The sequence below is a fragment of the Promicromonospora sp. NPDC110617 genome (genome assembly GCF_055598465.1).
Map to the genome: position 1 here is coordinate 83,818 of NZ_JBVKBM010000003.1, position 15,923 is coordinate 99,740.

Annotated in this window: 21 protein-coding genes; 6 read left to right on the top strand and 15 right to left on the bottom strand. The window is 72.0% G+C overall.

Annotated features, from left to right (window positions below):
• Window position 1: 1 nt before the first annotated feature.
• Genes rpmG through rpmB form a run of 5 tightly spaced genes read right to left on the bottom strand, consistent with a single transcriptional unit; the run spans window position 2 to window position 1,208 of the window.
• The gene (gene rpmG, locus ACZ7LE_RS18065) at window positions 2-169 is read right to left on the bottom strand and encodes a 50S ribosomal protein L33 (RefSeq protein ID WP_285106734.1); all 168 of its coding nucleotides are present in this window, start codon (window positions 167-169) and stop codon (window positions 2-4) included.
• Entirely contained in the window at window positions 169-471 is a 303-nt protein-coding gene (locus tag ACZ7LE_RS18070; protein WP_397394300.1) for a type B 50S ribosomal protein L31, read from the bottom strand. Before ACZ7LE_RS18070 ends, rpmG begins: the two co-directional genes overlap by 1 nt.
• A 17-nt stretch (window positions 472-488) precedes the next feature.
• Entirely contained in the window at window positions 489-611 is a 123-nt protein-coding gene (gene ykgO, locus ACZ7LE_RS18075) for a type B 50S ribosomal protein L36 (protein ID WP_470404639.1), read from the bottom strand.
• A 55-nt stretch (window positions 612-666) separates the two neighbouring features.
• Window positions 667-972, bottom strand: coding sequence for a 30S ribosomal protein S14 (gene rpsN, locus ACZ7LE_RS18080; protein WP_470404640.1), 306 nt, complete (start codon window positions 970-972; stop codon window positions 667-669).
• A complete protein-coding gene (gene rpmB, locus ACZ7LE_RS18085) occupies window positions 972-1,208 on the bottom strand; it encodes a 50S ribosomal protein L28 (RefSeq protein WP_026365262.1) in 237 nt (78 codons plus the stop codon). The genes rpsN and rpmB overlap by 1 nt, the downstream gene beginning before the upstream one ends.
• A gap of 125 nt (window positions 1,209-1,333) precedes the next feature.
• On the opposite strand from rpmB, the gene ACZ7LE_RS18090 reads away from it, so the two are divergent.
• Window positions 1,334-2,527 carry a CobW family GTP-binding protein gene (locus ACZ7LE_RS18090; protein ID WP_470404641.1) on the top strand — a complete coding sequence of 398 codons (1,194 nt, stop codon included), beginning with the start codon at window positions 1,334-1,336 and terminating at the stop codon, window positions 2,525-2,527.
• 85 nt (window positions 2,528-2,612) lie between these two features.
• Here ACZ7LE_RS18090 and ACZ7LE_RS18095 read toward each other — a convergent pair whose 3' ends face one another.
• From ACZ7LE_RS18095 to ACZ7LE_RS18105, 3 genes are all read right to left on the bottom strand, one after another.
• On the bottom strand, window positions 2,613-3,128 hold the full coding sequence (locus tag ACZ7LE_RS18095) for a GNAT family N-acetyltransferase (protein ID WP_470404642.1): 516 nt from the start codon (window positions 3,126-3,128) through the stop codon (window positions 2,613-2,615).
• A gap of 87 nt (window positions 3,129-3,215) precedes the next feature.
• Window positions 3,216-3,671: an NUDIX hydrolase gene (locus ACZ7LE_RS18100; protein ID WP_470404643.1), complete on the bottom strand. Its 456-nt coding sequence runs from the start codon at window positions 3,669-3,671 to the stop codon at window positions 3,216-3,218.
• Window positions 3,672-3,868: 197 nt separating this feature from the next.
• Window positions 3,869-4,540, bottom strand: a complete 672-nt coding sequence (locus tag ACZ7LE_RS18105) for a hypothetical protein (RefSeq protein WP_470404644.1) — start codon at window positions 4,538-4,540, stop codon at window positions 3,869-3,871.
• Window positions 4,541-4,853: 313 nt separating this feature from the next.
• Here ACZ7LE_RS18105 and ACZ7LE_RS18110 point away from each other — a divergent pair, with 313 nt between their 5' ends.
• The gene (locus ACZ7LE_RS18110) at window positions 4,854-5,441 is read left to right on the top strand and encodes a DUF4291 domain-containing protein (RefSeq protein ID WP_470404645.1); all 588 of its coding nucleotides are present in this window, start codon (window positions 4,854-4,856) and stop codon (window positions 5,439-5,441) included.
• Window positions 5,442-5,483: 42 nt separating this feature from the next.
• Window positions 5,484-5,825, top strand: coding sequence for a hypothetical protein (locus ACZ7LE_RS18115; protein ID WP_470404646.1), 342 nt, complete (start codon window positions 5,484-5,486; stop codon window positions 5,823-5,825).
• Window positions 5,826-5,846: 21 nt separating this feature from the next.
• On the opposite strand, the gene ACZ7LE_RS18120 is transcribed toward ACZ7LE_RS18115, so the two are convergent.
• The gene (locus ACZ7LE_RS18120) at window positions 5,847-6,467 is read right to left on the bottom strand and encodes a TetR family transcriptional regulator (RefSeq protein WP_470404647.1); all 621 of its coding nucleotides are present in this window, start codon (window positions 6,465-6,467) and stop codon (window positions 5,847-5,849) included.
• Between the two features lie 115 nt (window positions 6,468-6,582).
• Between ACZ7LE_RS18120 and ACZ7LE_RS18125 the strand changes: the two genes are divergently transcribed.
• Entirely contained in the window at window positions 6,583-7,521 is a 939-nt protein-coding gene (locus ACZ7LE_RS18125; protein ID WP_470404648.1) for an aldo/keto reductase, read from the top strand.
• Window positions 7,522-7,537: 16 nt separating this feature from the next.
• Here the strand turns inward: ACZ7LE_RS18125 and ACZ7LE_RS18130 are convergent, their stop codons facing one another.
• The 6 genes from ACZ7LE_RS18130 to ACZ7LE_RS18155 all read right to left on the bottom strand — a co-directional run bounded on the left by ACZ7LE_RS18130 (window position 7,538) and on the right by ACZ7LE_RS18155 (window position 13,657).
• Entirely contained in the window at window positions 7,538-8,113 is a 576-nt protein-coding gene (locus tag ACZ7LE_RS18130; RefSeq protein WP_470404649.1) for a dihydrofolate reductase family protein, read from the bottom strand.
• A gap of 69 nt (window positions 8,114-8,182) precedes the next feature.
• A complete protein-coding gene (gene argS, locus ACZ7LE_RS18135) occupies window positions 8,183-9,973 on the bottom strand; it encodes an arginine--tRNA ligase (protein WP_470404650.1) in 1,791 nt (596 codons plus the stop codon).
• A 197-nt stretch (window positions 9,974-10,170) separates the two neighbouring features.
• Window positions 10,171-10,755 (bottom strand): NAD-dependent epimerase/dehydratase family protein, encoded by a 585-nt coding sequence (locus ACZ7LE_RS18140; RefSeq protein ID WP_470404651.1) that lies wholly within the window; start codon window positions 10,753-10,755, stop codon window positions 10,171-10,173.
• Between the two features lie 71 nt (window positions 10,756-10,826).
• Entirely contained in the window at window positions 10,827-11,741 is a 915-nt protein-coding gene (locus ACZ7LE_RS18145) for a hypothetical protein (protein WP_470404652.1), read from the bottom strand.
• A 111-nt stretch (window positions 11,742-11,852) separates the two neighbouring features.
• The gene (locus ACZ7LE_RS18150) at window positions 11,853-12,491 is read right to left on the bottom strand and encodes a response regulator transcription factor (protein WP_470404653.1); all 639 of its coding nucleotides are present in this window, start codon (window positions 12,489-12,491) and stop codon (window positions 11,853-11,855) included.
• Complete coding sequence (locus tag ACZ7LE_RS18155; protein WP_470404654.1) at window positions 12,482-13,657, bottom strand: sensor histidine kinase; 1,176 nt, start codon at window positions 13,655-13,657, stop codon at window positions 12,482-12,484. Before ACZ7LE_RS18155 ends, ACZ7LE_RS18150 begins: the two co-directional genes overlap by 10 nt.
• Window positions 13,658-13,784: 127 nt before the next feature.
• Between ACZ7LE_RS18155 and ACZ7LE_RS18160 the strand changes: the two genes are divergently transcribed.
• Together ACZ7LE_RS18160 and ACZ7LE_RS18165 are read left to right on the top strand one after the other, a co-directional pair.
• Complete coding sequence (locus ACZ7LE_RS18160) at window positions 13,785-14,429, top strand: DedA family protein (protein ID WP_397394346.1); 645 nt, start codon at window positions 13,785-13,787, stop codon at window positions 14,427-14,429.
• A 17-nt stretch (window positions 14,430-14,446) separates the two neighbouring features.
• A complete protein-coding gene (locus ACZ7LE_RS18165) occupies window positions 14,447-15,892 on the top strand; it encodes a serine hydrolase domain-containing protein (RefSeq protein ID WP_470404655.1) in 1,446 nt (481 codons plus the stop codon).
• Window positions 15,893-15,923: the final 31 nt, after the last annotated feature.

Sequence of the window (15,923 nt, forward strand, 5' to 3'; positions counted from 1 at the left end):
ATCAGCGCTCCTCGCGGAAGTCGACGTGTTGCCGCGCGACGGGGTCGAACTTGCGCAGCACGAGCCGGTCAGGATCGTTGCGCCGGTTCTTGCGGGTCACGTAGGTGAACCCGGTGCCCGCCGTCGAGCGGAGCTTGATCACGGGACGAAGGTCGGTACGCGAGGCCATCAGTTACCACCCTTGCTGTTGTTGCTCGTGTTGTGCTTGGCGTAGCGCTGCCGGAACTTCTCGACGCGTCCGGCGGTGTCGACCACGCGGGCCGAACCGGTCCAGAACGGGTGGCTGGCGCTGCTGATCTCGACGTCGACCACGGGGTAGGTCTGGCCGTCGGACCACTCGATGGTCGCCGTGGGGCGGCCCGGACCGGAGTCCGTGGTGCCGGCGAGCGTCGAGCGGGTCAGGAACGTGAAGCCTGCGCTCGCGTCCCGGAAGACCACGGGGCCGTAGGTGGGGTGAAGGTTCTGCTTCATGGTGTTGTCTCCTGTCCTCAGCCCTGGCGCGCCTTGAAGCGCGGGTTGAGCTTGTTGATCACGAACGTCTTGCCGTGCCGGCGCACGACCTTGGCGCCGGGCTTGTCCTTCAGGGACCGCAGTGATGCGCGAACCTTCATGTGTCACTCCTTGCGTTCAGGGGGCGGACGGCGGGGACGCCCCGGGGGCAGGTCCTCACCAGCTCGACGTGGTCACCCCGGGCAGCTCGCCGCGGTGGGCCATCTCGCGCAGCCGGATCCGGGAGAGCCCGAACTTCCGCGAGTACGCGCGCGGCCGTCCGTCGACGGCGTCGCGGTTGCGCAGCCGGGTCGGGCTGGCGTCGCGCGGCTGGTTCGACAGCTCCGCGGCCGCGGCCTGGCGCTCCTCGGCCGGCAGGTCGAGCCGGCGCAGGGTGCGGCGCAGCTCCGCGCGCCGCTCGGCGTACCGGGCGACGATCTCGCGCCGCCGCTCGTCGGCGGCGATCTTCGACTTCTTGGCCATCAGACCTTCTCCCCTCTGGCCAGGATCTGGGCGACGACGACGTCGATGCCCTTGCGATCGATGGTCTTGATGCCCTTGGCGCTCACCCGCAGCGTGACGTTGCGGCCGAGCGACGGGACCCAGTAGCGCTTCTTCTGGATGTTGGGGTCGAACCGCCGCTTCGTCCGCACGTGGGAGTGCGAGATCGAGTGGCCGAACCCCGGCACGGTGCCGAGCACCTGGCATCTGGCTGACACATGACCTCCTGTGACGACGGACTGGCCGCCGCTGGTGAGAACCGTTCTCATATCGCGCTACAGTGAACCAGAACTGAGAACGGTTATCAATTATTCCGGGGCCTGCCCCCGGGCGAGGAGGCAGCATGTACCGAACCGGAGAGCGCCGCGGAATCATCCCGGTGAGCGTCCTGGCCACCGCCGACCCCGTGCTGCGCGACTCCGCGCTGTTCGGTCTGCTCACCGACACGCCCGGCGTCGTAGCCGCTCGGCACGACATCTACGAGGACCACCTGCGGCGCGTCGTCCTCGACGCCACCGGCGTCCTCGAGGACGTGCTGGTCCCGCTGGAGCACGCCTGCCTGTCCTGCGCCGTCCGCGAGGACGCTGTCCCCACCATCGCGCGCCTCGCCCGCGACGGCCGCTGGTCCCACGTGCTGCTCGCGCTCCCCATCAGCGCCGAACCCCTGCCCGCGGCCCGTGCCCTGACCGCCGAGACCGCACCCGGCGGCGCGCTCGACCACGCACGGATCGCCACGTCCTTCACCGTGGTCGACGTCGACACCCTCCAGCGCGACCTGCTCGGCGACGACACCCTGCTCGAACGCGGCCTCGGCCTCACCAGCGCCGACGAGCGCTCGGTGGGGGAGGCGCTCGCGGCACAGATCGAGCAGGCGGACCTCGTGGTGACGTACACGTCAGCGCCGGTCGAGCCTGCCTCGCTGGTGGAGCCTGCCGCGCTGGTCGAGCCTGTCGAGACCCCCCGGCCCCCGCTCCCGCCCACGGCGTCGGGCCTGCTGGACCGGCTGCGCGGCGCCGGGACGCGCCGGGTGGACGGGCTGCACGCGCTCTCCGTCGCCGGGCTCGCCGCCGCGACGCACTCGCCGGCGCGCGCCGAGCACCGGGCGCACCCGCTCGGCGCCGTCGTCACCGGTCCGGGCGGCGTGCCCGAGGACCGGAGCTGGACGCTGGAGCTGCGCTCACCGCTGCCGTTCCACCCGGAGCGGCTGCTGGAGCACATCGAGTCGCTCGGCGCGGGCGGGCTGCGGGCCCGCGGCGTCTTCCACGTGGCCGACCGGCCCGGCCTCGCCTGCCTGTGGGACGGTGCGGGCGGTCAGCTCGCGGTCGGCGACCTGGGACCGTGGTCGGAGGTCTGCGCGGGCACGCCGCCGCACACCCGGATCGTGGTGGTCGGCGTCGCCGGACCGGACGACGAGCGGCGCCGCCTGCGCGAGGCGTTCCAGGCGGCGCTGTGCACGCCCGAGGAGGCCGCCGCCGGCGTCGAGTGGCTGTGGCGCGAGGACCACCTGGCCCCCTGGCTGGGCGCCCGCTCCGCCTGAACAGTCACGCTGAGTGCTGGATATGTGCGCTTCCGGAGGCGCTGGAAGCGCAAATATCCAGCACTCACCAGGTCTGGGGGCTGGGTCAGCGGGGGCAGAGGTAGGCGGCCGTCCGCGGGCGGACGCCGTCGGGGCCGGTCCAGGCGGCCGGCCCCGACGCCACCCGCACCCAGCCGAGTCGTTCGTACAGGCGGACGGCGGGGCCGCCGTCGTCCACGACGTCGAGCACGAGCCGCCGCCCGCGCCGGGTGGGCGTGTCCTCGACGCGCTCCAGCAGCGCCGTGGCGATGCGGGAGCCGCGCGCCTTCGGCGTCACGAACAGGCGGCTCACTCCGGCAAGCCCGGTCACGCTGGTCCGCGCGGCGGTCGCCAGCTCCTCGACGTGCTCGACGCCGTCCGCGGCGACGAGCATGGCGTGTCCGACGACGGCGCCGTCGTACAGCGCGACCCACGCTCCGATCGTGCCCGCGGGAACGAGCCAGGCGACCGGGTCGTCGGGCCAGACCATCGGGTAGCCGTCGCTCTCGTGCACCTGCCGCAGCGCCTCGACGACCCGGTCGAGATGGGCCGTGTGGCGCTGGGCGATCAGGAGGTCGGGCACGGGCTCAAGGTATCCGACGCCAGGCGGCGCCGGCGCCCGGACAGCGGTCGCGACCGGGTGAAGGGCGGCATCTCGCGCCGGTCGTCCTCAGCGGAGGTGCCCCCGCTCGACGGCCTGCCGGATCGCCGCCCGGTAGCCGGCGGGCAGGTTCAGCGTGGTGGCCTCGTCGGGCGTCACAAGGACCAGCTCCTTGTGCTCGTCGCTGAAGGTGGGCGCGGCGTCGCCGTCGTGGTCGGCGAGGAACGTGAGGACGAGGACGTGACGGTGGGGGAAGACCCGGTACACCCAGCTGTGGAAGGGGTCGCCGACCGTGACGTCCCAGGCGAGCTCCTCCTGGATCTCGCGGGCCAGGCACTGCGCCGGGTCCTCGCCGAGGTCGAGCTTGCCGCCGGGCAGCTCCCACTCGTCGCGCTCGTTGCGCAGGAGGGGAAGCCGGCCGCGCCAGCCGATCACCGCCTTGACCGAGACCGGGAGCTGGTACTCGAAGTAGCCGGGATTGCGTTCGACCAGGTAGGGCTCCTCGGGGGAGCGGGTGTTGAGCATGGGACCGTCCTACCGCACCGGACGGCAGCGCACGATCCAGTGGCGTCGGTGTGGTGCCGGAGGGTACTTTCCTGGACGATTGTTCAACTTTTCTGGACGATTGATCAGAACGCGGTGCGGCCCTTTCCCGGAACTCCGGAAAAGGGCCGCACCGTGCATCTCAGATGTCTTTCATGACGCCGACGTCGGCGTCATGTTCAGCCGACCGGGAGCGGGACCGGCAGCGGGACGGGAAGCCCGCCGCCGAGGGCGCCCAGCAGGGTGCTGAGCAGACCGCCGACCGCGTCCAGCAGGGAGCTCACGAGGCCGCCGGTCGGCGGCAGCGGGACCGGGAGCTCCGGAACCGGCAGGTCGTCGACCGGAAGGGCCGGCACGGGGAGGTCGTCGACCGGAAGGTCCGGGACCGGCGCGTCGATCGGCAGGTCGGGGACCGGGGCGTCGACCGGAAGGTCCGGGACCGGGGCGTCGACCGGCAGGTCAGGCACCGGGGCATCGACGGGAAGGTCCGGGACAGGCGCGTCCACGGGAACGTCGGGGACCGGGGCGTCGACCGGTACGTCCGGGACAGGGGCGTCCACGGGGACGTCCAGGACAGGTGCGTCGACCGGCACGTCCGGCGCGGGTGCGTCGACGGGAACGTCGGGCACCGGCGCGTCCACCGGGGTGTCGGCCGCTGGGGCGTCGACGGGAGCGTCGACGGCTGGGGCGTCGACGGGAGTGTCGGCTGCCGGGGCGTCGACCGGGTCGGTCGCGCCGATGAGGTGGGCCGCGGGCAGGTAGGCCCCTGGCTGCACCATCGCGCTCGCACCTGTTGCTGCCGTGCAGACCAGGCCGGCCGAGATGGCCAGCACCGTTCCCGCACGACTCATGACACGGAATCCTCGGATCATTGTGTTTCCCCTCGAATCGCTCCGCCGGAACAATGGTGTTGCACGTAAGCGTGGGTTCACCGCGAAATAGCGTCGGGCGAGGTTTTCAACCTGTCAATCGGAACGTGACGTGGAACACCCGGAACGAAACAAGACATTCCAGGACCGAACTCTGCGACAGGTCGTCATTAATAGCCGTAACCCAGACATCACAACGGTGATATCTGACCCTTGCCTGGAAGCTGACCGAGTCGTGACGGAGCAGGGTAATCACCTTGGCCTGACGGCGCCCGCGTGCGTACCGTCGCCGCCGATGAGTATTCCGAAGCGACAGGTGCGCGCCGTCCACGACGCCGACACCCTCACCGTCTACCAGGCCTACCCGCCCGCGATCGCCGACGCCGCCCTGCGGGCCGGCCGGTTCGTCCCGCCCTTCAAGCGCAAGCGGATGACCTGGGTCAAGCCGTCGTTCTGCTGGATGATGTACCGCTGCGGCTGGGCGACCAAGCCCGGCCAGGAGCGGGTCCTCGCGGTGCGCATGTCGCGCACCGGCTTCGAGCAGGCTCTCCGCACGGCCACCTTGAGCCACTTCGACCGCTCGGTGCACGGCGACGCCGCGGCGTGGGCCGCGCAGAAGAGGTCCAGCCCGGTGCGGGTGCAGTGGGACCCGGAGCGGACGCCGTCGGGCCACGCGCTGGAGCATCGGTCCCTGCAGGTCGGGATCGGCGGCGAGGCCGTTGATGCCTACGTGGACGAGTGGGTGGTCGGGCTGGACGACGTCACCGACCAGGTCCATGCCTGGCGCGCCGAGCTGACCGGGGGCGGCTCGCCCGCACTGCCGCACGAGGCGCCGTACGCGCTGCCGGCGGACGTGGCGGCACGAATCGGGGCGGACGGATAAAGTCCTCGGCGCCGGGGCGCCCGCCGTGCCAGGATCCCGTCCATGACGACGGTGACCCTGTGGCGGCCGACCGGTCCGGCGGAGCTGGCCCTGGTCGAGGAGTCGGGCTGGCGTGCCTGGCCGCCGCGGCTTCCGGACCAGCCGATCTTCTACCCGGTGCTGAACGAGGACTATGCCACGCGCATCGCGCGAGACTGGAACGTGAAGGCCAGCGGCGTGGGCTACGTGACCCGGTTCGACGTCGCCCAGGAATTCCTCGACCGGTACGAGGTCCAGCAGGTCGGTGGGCAGACGATCCTGGAGTACTGGATCCCCGCGGACGACCTGGACGAGCTGAACGCGAACATCGTGGGCCGGATCGAGGTCGTGGCGGAGTTCCGCTGAGGCTGGCCCGTCCCGGCGCCGTCAGGCCTGTGGGCGGAGCGTCGCGAAGCTGCGTTCGAGCAGCTCGCTCGCGGTGGTGCCGTCGTCGGCGTTCGCCCAGGCAGTGAGGGCGACGTCGAAGCAGGCGAGGGCCGACTGGACGATGATCTCGGCGCGGAACGCGGCGTCGTCGGCGGGGAGGCGTGCCGCGACGAGCGGCGTGAGCATGCGTGCCCACAGGAGGTGCTTCTCCAGGCTGCGGGCGCGCAGCGAGGCGGCGCTGACCATCACGCGCATGGCGCGCTTGCCGCTCTCGTCGTCCCCGCCCTTGTGGGGTGCCTGGGTGACCAGCGTCTCGAAGGCGATGTGCAGCGAATCCCAGACGGGCTCGTCCTGGGGGCGGCCGGCCAGGACGTCGCGCACGAACTCGCCGCCGCGCGCCGGGTCGCCGATGACGACGTCCTCCTTGGCGGGGAAGTAGCGGTGGAAGGTGCGGGCGGACATGCCGGCCTCGGCGGCGATCTGCTCGACGGTCACCTGCTCGAACCCGCGCTCGGCGAACAGGTCCAGGGCGATCTCGGTGATGCGCGCGCGCACGGCGTCGCGGCTGATCTCGCGCAGGGTCTGGCCGCTGCTCGGTCCGCTGCTCGTCGTGCTCGACATGCCCTCAGGGTAGCGCCGATGTCACATGTGTCAGTCTCTGACAGAATCGGCGTATGCTGACACGCGGGTTCGAGCCGGAGTCTCGGACCAGGGCCTCGACCAAGGAGTGGGAACCATGGAGCAACGCACGCTGGGCACGCAGGGCCTGACCGTCTCCGCGCTGGGCTACGGCGCGATGGGGACGGCGATGGCCTACGGGCCGACCGACGACACCGAGTCGATCGCCGCGATCCGCCGCGCGCACGACGAGGGCGTGACCTTCTTCGACACCGCCGAGCTGTACGGCTGGGGCGTGGGGGAGAAGCTGCTGGGCCACGCGCTCGCGCCGATCCGGGACGAGGTGGTGGTCGCGACCAAGTTCGGGTTCACGTCGACCTACGGCTCCGACTCGCGCCCCGGGCACGTCCGTGAGGTGGTCGACAACAGCCTGCGCAACCTCGACGTCGACACCATCGACGTGCTCTACCAGCACGTGCCTGACCCGAACGTGCCCATCGAGGACGTCGTGGGCGTGATGGAGGAGTACGTGGAGGCCGGCAAGGTCAAGTACCTCGGACTCTCGAACGCCGACGAGGACACGATCCGCCGGGCGCACGCCGTGCACCCGATCTCGGTGCTGCAGAACGAGTACTCGATCTTCGCCCGGGAGACCGAGTCCCTGCAGCCCGTCCTGGAGGAGCTCGGCATCGGTCTGGTCGCTTACTCGCCGCTGGCCCGCGGCTTCCTGAGCGGCGCGGTCCAGTCCCGCGACCGGTACACCGCCGACGACGTGCGCCGGATGATCGGCTGGTGGGCGCCGGAGAACTTCGACGCCAACGTCGAGATCGCGCGCCGGTTGACCGAGATCGCGGCGAGCAAGGGCATCACGCTCTCGCAGCTCGCGCTCGCCTGGCTGCTGGCGCAGCAGGACTACGTCGTGCCGATCCCGGGCTCGCGCAACGCCGGCCGGGTCAGCCAGAACAACGCCTCGGCGCAGGTGCGGCTCACCGCCGAGGACCTCGCGCGCATCGCGGAGATCGCGCCCGACGGCGGGGTGGGCAGCCGGGGCCGCTGACGCCCCCGCGGGCCGGTCAGTGCAGGGTCGGCACGTAGACGAGCTCCTGGATGCTGCCGTCGAGGGTCCGGTGCTCGATCAGCTCCAGGTCGAGGTCGGCTGCGCCCTGGAAGACGGGGTCCAGCCCGCTCTGCCCGGTGACGACCGGGAAGAGCGTCACCTGGACGCGGTCGACCAGGCCGGCGGCGAGCAGCGCCCGGTTCATCGACAGGCTGCCGTGGGACCGGAGCGGCACCGTGGACTCCTGCTTGAGCCGGGCGACGACGTCGACGGCGTCGCCGTGCTCGACCGTGGCGTCCGGCCAGTCGAGCGGGTTCTCCAGCGTCGAGGACACGACCGTCGTCGGCAGGTTCCGCATCCGCGTGACCCAGGGGTCGAGCACCTCCGGGTTCTCGGTGCTCGAGGCCAGCATCTGCGCGAAGGCGCGGTAGGTGGTGGCCCCGAGCACCAGGCGCTGGTCGGCGCCGTACTCGGTCAGACGGCGGGCGAGCAGCTCGGGGCCCTGCTTGCCCCAGTAACCCGTCCAGTCGCCGCCCGCGGCACCGAAGCCGTCAAGGCTGGAGAAGACGTCGAACGTGTAGGTCGCGGGCATGGTGTGCTCCTCGTGTCGCGGATGCGGTACGAGGGGGCAGACCGGTCCGTGCCCCAGGACTCATCGGCATCACATCCGGTCGGGCGCCGCGAGGCCCAGCAGGTCGAGCCCGGTCGCCAGGGTGCGGCCCGTCAGCTCGCACAGCGCCAGACGGTTCGCCCGAACGCCGTCGTCGTCCGCCCGCAGGACCGGGCACTGGTCGTAGAACTCGGTGTACGCGCGGGCCAGGCCGAACAGGTAGCCGGCCAAGCGGTGCGGTTCGAGAGTGCCGGCGACGTCGTCGAGTGTCGCCGCCAGCTCGTCCAGCGAGAGGGCCAGCGCCCGTTCCGCCGGATGCAGGGGGAGGGCCGGGTCCACCGGCCGGCCGAGCGGGATCCCGGCGTCGGCCGCCTTGCGCAGGATCGAGCGGACGCGCGCGTGCGCGTACTGGAGGTAGACGCCGGTGTTGCCGTTCAGCGCCACCATGCGGTCGACGTCGAAGACGTAGTCCTTGGTGCGCGTGTTCGACAGGTCGGCGTACTTCACCGCGCCGATGCCCGCCGCCTGCGCCACGCGCTCGAACTCCTCCGGCGTCAGCCCGTGGTCCTTCTCAGCCAGCTCCGCACGGGCCCGCTCGACGGCCTGGTCCAGCAGGTCGTCGAGGCGCACCGTGCCGCCGTCGCGCGTCTTGAAGGGTTTGCCATCGGCGCCCAGGACGGTGCCGAACGGGACGTGGGTCGCGGCGACGTCGTCGGGCAGCCAGCCGGCCCGGCGGGCGACGTCGAAGACCATCCGGAAGTGCAGGGCCTGCCGCGCGTCGACGACGTAGAGGATGCGGGTGGCCTGGTACTCGTCCACGCGCAGGCGCAGCGTGGCGAGGTCGGTCGCGGCGTAGCCGAAGCCGCCGTCCTTCTTGCGCACGATGAGCGGGACGGGAGCGCCGTCCGGACCGACGACGCCGTCCGTGAACGCGCACAGGGCGCCGTCGGAGTCGACGGCGATGCCCTGGGCCACGAGCTCGTCGACGATGCCCGGCAGGTCGGCGTTGTAGCGGGACTCGCCGTCGGCGTCGGCCGGGGTGAGCAGGATGCCGAGGCGGTCGTAGACGGCCTGGAAGGCGGCCTCGGACTCGGCGACGAGCTCGCGCCAGGTGGCCAGCGTGGCGGTGTCGCCGGACTGGAGCGCGACCACGCGGGCGCGGGCGCGGTCGGCGAAGGCCGGGTCGGCGTTGAACTCGGCGCGGGCCGCCCGGTAGAGCGCGTCCAGGGCGGACATGGAGGCCTCGCCCTGCCAGGTCTGCTCGGGGTGCTCGTCGATGTACTGGATGAGCATGCCGAACTGCGTGCCCCAGTCGCCGACGTGGTTCTGCCGGATCACCGTGGCGCCGAGGTGTGTCAGGACGCGGGCCAGGGTGTCGCCGATGATCGTGGAGCGCAGGTGGCCCACGTGCATCTCCTTGGCCACGTTGGGCGCGGAGTAGTCGATGACGGTGCGCTCGCCGTGGTGGGTGCGGGCGATGCCGAGGTTCTCGGCGGTGAGGCGGGCGGCGACCTGTTGCCAGAGGGTCTCGGCCGGGACCGTGAGGTTGAGGAAGCCGGGGCCGGAGACCTCGGCGGTGACGGCTGTGCCGGCGCCGGGCTCGGCGTCGGGCTTGGCGTCGGAGCCGGCTCCCGCGAGGCGGTCGGCCGTGGCCGTGGCGAGGTCGCGCGGGGCGCGTCCCACGCGCTGGGCGACGGCCAGCGGGCCGTTCGCCTGGAAGTCGGCGCGGTCGGATCGTCGGACCACCGGGTCGGTGCCGGCAAGCTCGGCCGGGAGCACCTGGGTCAGGGCGGCCCGGACGGCCGCCTCCACCTGGTCCTTGATCGCGACGACGTGGGACACGCGGGGCTTCTCCTCGTGGGGTGTGCGGGGTGGCAGGCCCTGCCCTGAGGTGGGCGGGTCGGGTCAGTCTAGGGATCGCCGACGGCGTCGTCCCCACGTATTACGCGGGGCGAACGACGGGCTGCACGACCAGGTGAGCGGGCCGCGTAGAGCGTGTCCGACTTGGGCCACAGGCCCTGACCCCAGGACAGCCCGGGTCAGTCCACCGGATCCGCCAGCACGACGACCCCCGACTCAGCGTTCAGCAGCGGCACCGTCAACCGCGCGGCGTCATCCACGTGGATCCGTGGGTGCGCGGGAGGCTCCGTCTCGTAGTACGTGCCCGGGCCGTAGAGCTGGCCGTACCGGACCACGACCCCGTCCGCGTCCAGGACGGCAGCCTCGTGCCAGGCCACGGCGTCGGCTCGGCCGGGCGGCGTCCAGGCGATGGACTGCGCCAGCACCTTGGGCGCGCCCGCGGCTCGGGCCGCCGCGAGCAGGTTCGCCGTGCCCTCGGTACGGATCCGCGAGTTCGCCGCGGCGCGCGCCGGGATCGCGGCGACGTCGTCGGGCAGGTCGGTGAGCTGGTGCATCACCAGGACGGGCCGGAACGCGACGACGGCGGTGGTGAGCGCCTCGACGTCGTAGACGTCCACGACGACCGGGCTGCCCCCGAGCCGCTCGATCGCGCCCGCGCGTTCGGGCGAGCGTGTGGTCCCGGCGACGTCATGACCGGCCGCGACGAGCAGCGGCAGCAGCCGGGACCCGATCACGCCGGTCGCGCCGGCGAGGAAGATGCGCACGGCGGCACCCTATGGACGGGTCAGGACGCGGCGCAAAGTTCTGGGCGCGGATCGTGGTCGCACGCCTGCCTTCACGGGCACCCTGTGGGCCAGTGGGCGGACCAGGGCTCGGCGACGACCTGGGCGCCGTCGGCGTACAAGATGCGGCCTGGATCGAACGTCCGGATCTCGCGCCAGCCGACGCCGTACCGGTCGAGCAGGTTCAGATAGCCGCGGGTGAGGGTGAGCAGCTCGAGTGCGTCGGCGCGGAAGAACGCGCGGGCGCCGGGGTGCAGGTCACGGTCGTAGACGCTCGGATCGACGGACGCCGGGTCCGCGTACGCCGCGTTCATGAGGTCGTTGTGCGTGCGCCACCAGGCCCGGTCTGCGGCCGACAGCTGCCCTGAGTGCGCGAGCCCGTTCGCCAGTGCGAAGACGCCCGGGTAGGTCATGCGGCGGTTCGGCTCGCTCGCCTGGAACCGGACGTACTCGACGAGCGGCTGTAGCTCGTCCAGCCTGCCGGCGATGTCGGCCCAGTCGTCATCGGGAGTCGCGGTGAGGTCCCCGTACCGGGAACCCAGCACGAAGTCGTCGACGAACGTGGCGAGATCGTCGGTGAGCCGTCGGAACGCGGTTCCGTCGCTCCAGTGGCCGCCAGGTTCGCCGTCGACCAGCCACACGGAGCGGTCGTCGTCGTTCACGAGGAGCAGGTCGACGTCGTTCACGTCCCCGACCACGTGCCAGGTACCCGCTGGTGGGTCCTGTTCCAGGACGAGCGCGGCGAAGGGGTCGTAACCCGGCAGCCATGGCCCGTCGTTCAGCCGGACGACGCCGAGTACGAAGCCGTTGGCGACCTGGAGCACGTCGGCGTGGTCGGGGTGAACGTCGGCAGGCCCGCCGTCAGCTGCCGGTCCCCAGACCTGGTGGTTCATCGCCAGGCTCTCGTCGGCGTCCAGCAGGAGGCGTGCCTGGATCAGGCGGCGGGCGACAGTGTCGGGCAGGGGCACGAAGCGAGGGTAGGCCCTAGGTGTCCAGGCGCTCCTGGAGGCCGGCGGTCACGTCATCGCTCTCCTCGAACGAGCTCTCGAACTAGCAGGGCGCCGCGAGACCGACAGCCGTCACGACTCCAGCCACCGCAGGATCGCCAGCACCCGCCGGTTGTACCCGTCCGCCGCCACCAGCTCGAGCTTGTCGAAGATCGCGTTCGAGTGCTTCTCCACTGCCGATGTCGAGATGAACAGCGCCCGGGCGATCCCCGCGTTGGTGCGCCCCTCGGCCATCAGCGCCAGCACCTCCCGCTCCCTCTCGCTCAGGAACCCGAGCGGGTGCGACGTGTCCCGGAAGAGCTGTCCCACCACTTCGGGGTCGAGTACCAGGCCTCCGGCCCGCACCCGGTCGAGGGCCTCCAGGAAGTCGTCGACGCCCATCACCCGGTCCTTGAGCAGGTAGCCGACGGCGCGCGCCTCGTCACCCAGCAGCACCTGCGTGAACTGTCGTTCGACGTACTGCGACAGCACGAGGATGCCTGTGTCCGGCCAGCGCTCGCGGATCTGCACCGCAGCCCGCACGCCCTCGTCGGTATGGGTCGGCGGCATGCGCACGTCGAGCACCACGACGTCGGGCTGCTCGGCCTCGAGGCGCCGCAGCAGGCCGTCGGCGGAGCCGTAGGCGGCGACGACGTCGTGGCCCTCGTCCGTCAGGAGGCTGCGGATACCTTCGCGCAGCAGGGCGGAGTCCTCGGCCAGCATCACGCGCACGGCAGCGTCACCTCGATCCGCGTGGGGCCGCCGGCCGGGCTGTCGATGGTCAGGGCGCCGCCCGCGGCGGCCGTGCGGCCGGCCAGGCCCGCGAGCCCGTGGCCCGAGCGCGGTGCGGCACCGCCCGCGCCGTCGTCGCTGATCACCACGCGCACGTCGCCGCTTCCCGGGTTCTCGTCGCCGACGAGGCACACCGCCACCCGGGCCGCCTCGGCTCCCGAGTGCTTCGCCACGTTCGTCAGTGCCTCCGCCACCACGTAGTACACCGTCGTCTCCACCCCGGGCGGCAGCCGCACAGGGACCGCCCAGTCCAGCACCGTCGGCACCGCGGCGTGCGACACGAGCTGTCGCAGCACCGGCTCCAGCCCGTGCGTGTCCAGCGTGGTGGGTCGCACCCGCCAGGCGACGTCGCGGAGGTCCGTCACGAGTTGCTCCGCCTCGTGCCCCGCCTGCTCCAGCAACAGGGAGCCCGCCGAGCCAGGCCCGGCCAGCCGCCGTGCCCGGTTGACCAGCAGACCGAGGGCGACGGCCCGCTGCTGCACCCCGTCGTGCAGGTCCCGCTCGATGCGGCCGCGTTCCGCGTCGAGCGCCGACAGCAGGTCCGTGCGACTGACCGTCAGCTCCTCGACCTGCGCCTCCAGGCGTTCGCTGCGGCTCGGCGACAACCACCGCGCAGCGGTCCACCGGTCCAGCAGACCCACCCCGAACAGCCCCATGAGGTCCAGGTACAGCAGGATCGCGCCGATCGGCACCAGCACGACCACGTCCCACGTCGACAGGCCGTCGCCCTGGACCGCCGCGTCCACGGTGAGGCGCACGTCGAACAGCCAGGACGCCAGGCTCACGACCACCCCGAACACGCCGTACACCAGCAGCCCCAGCACCAGGAGGCTGAGCGAGCCCATGCCGACGCGCAGCGCGAGGTACGCGGCGGCGCGCCGGGACGTGAGCGGCGCGCCGACGTCGGACCAGTCGAGGAACCGGACCGCGCGCCGGCGGTGCCACGTGACCACGGCACGAACCGGCCCGAGCGGCTCCGGACCGCCTGCCGTCAGGACCGCCAGCACGGCGCAGAACAGGTCGACCGGCCAGGTGACGGCGCCGAGGGCAGCACCCCACATCACCCGTACGGGGGAGCTGTGCGGAGCGACGGGGGCTGGGTTCACCTCGTCAGGATAGGGACGACGGCGGCCGGGCGGACTGCGGAAAACCACACGTCACCTGCGGCATACCCCCACGCCGTGACGGACTACCGCAGTCCGCCGACCCTCCCGGGCCGAATAGCGTAGGGGCATGACGACACAAAGCTTCGCCACGACCGTCGCCGACTGGGCCGTCGGGCTCATGGAGACCCTCGGCGCACCGGGCGCAGGCGTAGCGATCGCCCTCGAGAACCTGTTCCCGCCCCTTCCGAGCGAGGTGATCCTGCCGCTGGCAGGCTTTACAGCGGCGCAGGGCACCCTCGTGCTGTGGCAGGTGCTTGTCTGGACGACTGCGGGGTCCGTGGTCGGCGCCGTCCTCCTGTACGGGCTCGGCGCGTGGCTCGGGCGGGACCGGTTGCGCAACATCGTGGACCGGATGCCGCTGGTGAAGCTGGAGGACGTCGACAAGGCGGAGGCCTGGTTCAACCGGCACGGCGACTGGGCGGTGCTCATCGGCCGCGTCATCCCGATCGTGCGCAGCCTCATCTCCATCCCGGCCGGTGTGGAACGCATGCCGCTGACCCGCTTCCTGCTGTTCACGACGCTCGGCTCGGGCGTGTGGAACACCCTGCTGGTCGGGGCCGGCTACCTGCTGGGGGACCAGTGGCACATCGTCGAGGAGAGCGTCGGGGTGTTCCAGAAGGTCGTCATCGTCGTGGCCGTCCTGCTGATCGTGTGGTGGCTGGTCAAGACGCTGCGCAACCCCGACCGACCGCGCCATGCCCGCCAGCGCTGATCGGGCATGATGCAACCGTGACTGACGACCGCACCGCCCAGACCCTCCGTTCCATCGCCCCCTACCTCGCCGACTGGGCCTCGTTCCAGGCCGCGTACCACGGCATCCCCGGCCTGCAGCTCGCCGTCGGACGCCGCGGCGAGGTGTTCGTCGACCTCGCCTGGGGCAAGGCCGACGTCGAGACGGGGGAGGACCTGACCAGCGACCACCTGTTCCGTGTCGCGTCGCACTCCAAGACGTTCACCGGCGTCATGGTGATGCAGCTCGTGGAGCGCGGCGAGCTGCGGCTCGACGACCGGGTGGGCGACCTCGTGCCGGAGCTGGACGGCTCGCGCGCCGCCGGCGTCACTGTCCGAGAGCTCCTCGGTCACCAGGCGGGGATCATCCGCGACTCCTCCGACGGCGACTTCTGGCAGCACCACCGGCCCTTCCTCGACCGCGCCGAGGTGCTGGAGTGCGTGCGCGCCGAGGGCGTCGTGTTCGAGCCGAACGAGCACTTCAAGTACACGAACATCGGGTACAGCCTGCTCGGGATCATCATCGAGCAGGTCACCGGCAAGACGTACGACGAGGTGGCCCGCGTCGCCGTCATCGAGCCGCTGGGCCTGACACGGACCGGGACCGAGCTGGACCCCGCCCGCGCCACCGAGTACGCCGCCGGCCACACCGGGCGGATCGCCCACGGCGATGCGCGCCGCGTCATCCCGCACGTCGACACCCGCGCGATGGCTGCGGCGACCGGTTGGTACTCCACGGCACGGGAGATGGTCCGCTACGGTGCCGCGCACGTTCACGGCGACACGACCCTGATCAGCGACGCCAGCAAGCGCATCATGCAGCGCGACGAGTCCCACGTCGCGGTGCGCGGCAAGGAGCTCGGCCGCTACGGCGTCGGCATCGAGGTCGGCAAGGTCGGGGACCGTGAGGTCGTCGGGCACTCCGGCGGCTACCCCGGGCACATCACCCGCACCTGGATCGACCCCGTGGACGGGATCGTGGTCTCCGCCCTGACCAACGCCGTCGACGGCACCGCCGGGCAGATCGCCAACGGCGTCATCCAGCTGATCAACCTGGCGCTCGCGGCGGCGGACGAGGTGGCGGCCGCCGCGCTCCCCGGCGGCTCCGGCAAGGGCGGCGACGCGGGCAAGGTCGGCGACCCTGTGCCGGGTGTCCCGGCCGACGCGCCCCTCGGGCGGTTCGCCAACCTGTGGGGCGTGGCCGACGTCGTGGACCTCGGCGGGATCCTGCACGCGATCAACGTGCGCGCCGCCGAACCCGCCGAGGTCGCGCAGCGGTTGGTCGTGTCCGACGGCGGGCTGGTGCACGAGCCGGTCGCCGGGTTCGGCACGGTGGGCGAGCCGGTCCAGACGGAGCGCGACGCCGACGGCGCGATCGTCTCGGTCCGGATCGGTGCGATGACGTCCTGGCCGATCGAGCAGTACCGGAGTCGCACGGCCGGGTAGTCCCGGCCCGGCAGCCTCTGCCCGCGGGCCG